Source organism: Oleiphilus sp. HI0117, assembly GCF_001635235.1.
Window position 1 is genome coordinate 1 of record NZ_LWGA01000858.1, and the last position, 2,936, is coordinate 2,936.

Genomic DNA, 2,936 nt, shown 5'->3' on the forward strand with positions numbered 1-2,936 from the left:
GCAATCAAATCGCTTTGCTAACTGAGCTGCTGCAAACCCATCTGGGTATGCCCAGCTACCCAATACAACTTCAGGCCTAAACCCTCTAAAATGACTATTTAGTCCAATAAGGACAGAAAGCCACATAAACCAACCAAAAAAAGAGTAAAGAATTTTAGGAGTATACCAATAGCAAACGTAGAGTAATTTGGGACTGTTTGCTTTTTTTATTTCCGCTCTGTGCATTAAATAATCTAACCAAGAAACTGGGACTATAATTGACACATCATTCGTTCTCGCTAAACGATCAAATTGCTGTTTATTAAAAGTTGCTCTGTTAGGTTCCCATGGCAGGGGGTAGAGATTTGTAAGGATTAGCAATCTCATAGTATTTTGCTATCCACTACTTTCAATTTACCACTCGAAGTAAGCATTATATTCTCGACAACATTTACATTAACCTTCAGGTGCTCACCACAGTTTTTCTCAACCAAACCTTTAATATGATCCAGCTCTTGTTTAAAAGCTACATCATGAAGCACAACATTCAAATCAATTGAATCAAGATTATGTTGAACGACCTGAAATTGTCGTATATTCCGGTAGTCTTTTAATAGATGCGGAAAAAACTCTCCCGGTATAGAGCGACCGTCAGAAGTTTTAACTAGATCAAGCTTTCGTCCATCAACAGACTTAATCATAGGAAAATTAGATCCACATTCGCACTGGTAACTTGAGTCCTGCCAAGTAGCTCTATCTCCATTCCTATAACGAATTAATGGAAACCCATAATTATATAAATCAGTAATGAGCACGTCACCACTCTTAGCTGCAACACCCTGTTCATCAACAGTTTCCACAACAAGATGATCTATATTTACATGAAGACCTTGCCTCCTCTCACATTCACTACCTATTAACATAAATTCACGACATCCATAGGTATTGTATACGGGGGCCTGAAAAGCAGCTTCAATTTTTTCTCGCTGAAACTCATACAAAGGCTCTGCACCAGTTAATATAGATTTGGGGGGGCCGACTTTGATATTATTAGTCAATATATAGTCAGACAACTGTACAATAGGATTAACATAGGAGACTACAGCTTGAGGTTTATACTTATTCAGTACCTCCACATAGCTACCAATGTTTTGTTGAGTCATTTTGAAAGAGTTTAAAATTTTCCGGTTATAGAACGCATGATATAAACGTTCTTTTAGTTCAGATCTTGCCCCTACTGGGGCAATACTGGCTCCCCAAAGATATAGCGTTTTTTCTCCCAACCCTGCGTTCAAGCCACCGTAACCTCTCCACATAACGGCTTGCCTACGTTCGTTGCTCTCAGCATCTAGCTCAAACTGAAATGGGACGCCCGAAGAACCTCCAGTAGTCTTCTTAATATTCTTCCCTCTAAAGCTACTGGAAACAAAACTATCATAATTTTCCCTGACCACATCTTTATCCAAGATAGGAAGCTGCGATAACTCCTCTACTGATTGAATTTCAGAAGGGTCAAAACCAATTTCATCCCATTGCCTTCGATAAAAGTCACAAGTTTTGGCAGCGTGCACCAATAACTTTCGTAACTTAGCTAATTGAATCGCCTCTAACTCGTCATGAGCTTTACTCTTATTTTCTTGGTATTCTCGTATGTATTGTACTGATTTACGCCCTGAAATATGTTCTTCATATAAGGGGTATAACAAATTTCTAAAAATCCATGAATACATCTTTTTCCTACCAGCGAACCCTATATGCTATTAATATTTTTATTAGTGCATAAGGGAATTCCCCCAATCGTTTAGACAATTTGAGAACCATATCATAATCCTCATCACTTAAACCATTTAACATAAGCAAAAATAATAGATACGCCACACCAAAACTGAAAAAGCCAACAACTACCTGCATCACCTCGCCCATACCATCAGACAAAGAGCTAGTCACCACTATCGCCAAGAGGCTAGACAATACTGCTATCAACATCCGCTTGATATCAGGTAACACCTCTAAATACCTCCTAACAATAACATACAGAAGAACTGTTAATATGACTGATAAGGAACAATAAGCAACAACAGCACCATTAAACTTCCAGATAGATATCAACCCCAAGTTCAAGCTCAATGACAAAACCAAAGAAAATAGACTAAACTTTAATAATAGACCTTGCTTATCCGCGCTTAACAAGTAAGCATTAATAGGATCCCTAAAAGACGTCAGTATACCCATTAAGGTAAAAAGCCCAAATATTAAACCAGCTTGAGCATACTCCTCGCCATATAAAATAGTAACTATCAATTCTCCATATGCTAAACTCGGTACAGCAACCATGACCCCTAACACAAATAAATAACGCATTGCCTCACTAATCTTAATAGCAGGATCATCCTGCGCCCCTGAAACTGATTTAGCAATCATTGGTAACAATAAAAAACTATAGACACCAGGAACCAAAGAAATAGCAGCCCCAGCCATAACAGTAGCAATATTAAAAAACGCAACAGATTCATTTGTAGAGAAATGTTTTAGCATAATCACTTCGCACTGCCCCAATACCAAAACACCCAAGACTGTATTGACGGTTACAACTCTTAGATGGTGATTTATTCGTCTCTTTAATACTGGATCTAGTACAGCTGCATTCAAGAGTCGTGGATCGACCAACCTCTTTAGATATACTTGTGAGACCCCCCAATAAACTAACGCAATAAGTGAAAAAATTCCATATACCTCTGAAACACTCGCCCCCAATGCAAAAGCCACCAATACTAAAATAAGATTAATTGGTGCAACAACCAAAACAATAAACGCTAGATAATCAAACCTCTCAAACCCCTTAAGCACCCCAACCCTATACATATAGGAGCTCTTGAATATCACAACCACCATTAAAAATACTATTAAATGCTGATACTCTCTTTCAATAAGTACACTAGGAAACACGAGTGCAACAA

Annotated in this window: 3 protein-coding genes; all 3 read right to left on the reverse strand. The window is 38.1% G+C overall.

Annotated elements, in window-relative coordinates; translation table 11 throughout:
* The coding region (locus A3757_RS27645) for a hypothetical protein (RefSeq protein ID WP_231878289.1) at nt 1-366 on the reverse strand (366 nt) is incomplete at its 3' end.
* Nucleotides 363-1,709, reverse strand: coding sequence for a phenylacetate--CoA ligase family protein (locus A3757_RS14815; RefSeq protein ID WP_068553583.1), 1,347 nt, complete (start codon nt 1,707-1,709; stop codon nt 363-365). The genes A3757_RS27645 and A3757_RS14815, both read right to left, overlap by 4 nt.
* Before the next feature lie 7 nt (nt 1,710-1,716).
* A partial coding sequence (locus tag A3757_RS14820; protein WP_156506333.1) for a polysaccharide biosynthesis C-terminal domain-containing protein occupies nt 1,717-2,936 on the reverse strand: 1,220 nt, incomplete at its 5' end.